Here is a 1485-nt window from a genome sequence, read left to right on the forward strand (position 1 = left end):
TATTGTCTCTTGTAGTTTGTGCTAGATTAGATACAATAGTTAATTCATAATCTAGTATTCCATTGATTAATGTACTTTTTCCTACATTAGGTCTACCAATTAAACTAACATAACAAACTTTCTTCATCTCACCACCTTTTTATTGTCTTTTTATTCCTAAAATATTCATTATATTATCAACATGTGCATTCATAGTAGAAGCTTCTTGTTCAGTCTGATGGTCATAACCAAATAAATGTGCAATGCCGTGTGCAAATATGTAACAAAACTCTCTTCTAATACTATGATTAAATTCCTTGGCTTGCTTTTTAATTTTTCAAGGGGATATTATTATTTGTCCCAAATAAATTTCATCTAAAAAACTAAGCTCATATTGCGCGTCCAATGGAAAACTTAAAATATCCGTAGTATAGTTTTTATTTCGATATCTAAAATTTAATTTTTTCATCTTAAATTTGTTCACAAATAAAACATCCACTAATAGTTTTTTTTGCACTCTAAATTCTTTAGCTGAAGCATCTAAAATATCTAAAAATTCCTTCATGAAATTAAAGGTCGAAAAACTGCTATTTTTGAAGGTAATTTTACTCATAAAGATAATTATAAATTAATCTATAAAAATTACCTTAAATTATTAAGGTTGGCCAATTGTAATTATTGGAGATTTTTTATCTATAAATCTCTGTGAATGGCTAGTTTCAATAATCAGTGCTTCATTTTGAAAATGAATTATTATTTCTCTTAGTTTTTTAAATAGCTTTCAAGATATAAATTCAAACGCTTCATCAAGTAAAATAATTTTATATTTTCGGATTATTAATGGCAAAACCTTTATTAGTTGTTTTTGACCAAGTGATAGTTTATCTTCTGAATAGTTTAAGTCAGAAAACAAACTTAAATTAAGCGTATTTAAGATTTCTTTAAATTTGGCATCATTTAATAAAATATCAACAATTTTTTTGTCTATATTTAAAAATAAGTAAGTATATAAGTCAACATTAGGAAAATTAAAATTATTGTCAATGTAAAATACATTACTCTCTAACCAATAATTGGAAACTTTATTCAAGCTTTCATTATTGAAAAATACGCTGTTTTTATATTGAATAAAATTACCTGCTAATGTTTTAATTAAGCTAGATTTCCCCACCCCATTTTTGCCAACAATTTTGCAATTGTTTTCAATGTTTAAATTTAAGTTTTGAATTATTTCTTTGCTACCATAAGAAATTGTTAAATTTTTTATGCAAATTTTGTTAATTGTTTTATCAATAATATTTGAACAAATTATGTCGTTTTGGGGAGCATTTAAAATGAAACAAATTTTTGATTTAAAAATTTCATTAATTGACTTATTCGTTAAAAAACCTTGAACTAAAACAATTGGATTATTTATCAGTCCTTGAACACTAATAATGAAAAACAAATGTGAAATCGGTTCTTTTGAATATTGGATAAAAAAATAAATTATTATAAAGTTAGTAA

3 protein-coding genes are annotated in these 1485 nt (G+C 24.2%); all 3 read right to left on the reverse strand.

What is annotated here, in order from left to right:
* On the reverse strand, positions 1-127 hold a 127-nt coding region (locus tag JXZ91_RS03015), incomplete at its 3' end, for a GTPase (RefSeq protein WP_205851538.1).
* Positions 128-139: 12 nt separating this feature from the next.
* Complete coding sequence (gene ybeY / locus JXZ91_RS03020; RefSeq protein WP_205851536.1) at positions 140-592, reverse strand: rRNA maturation RNase YbeY; 453 nt, start codon at positions 590-592, stop codon at positions 140-142.
* Positions 593-634: 42 nt separating this feature from the next.
* Positions 635-1485, reverse strand: an 851-nt coding sequence (locus tag JXZ91_RS03025; RefSeq protein WP_205851537.1) for an ATP-binding cassette domain-containing protein, incomplete at its 5' end; no start/stop codon positions are given.

The organism is Mycoplasma enhydrae, assembly GCF_017116825.1.
Lineage (GTDB): Bacteria > Bacillota_I > Bacilli_A > Mycoplasmatales > Metamycoplasmataceae > Metamycoplasma > Metamycoplasma enhydrae.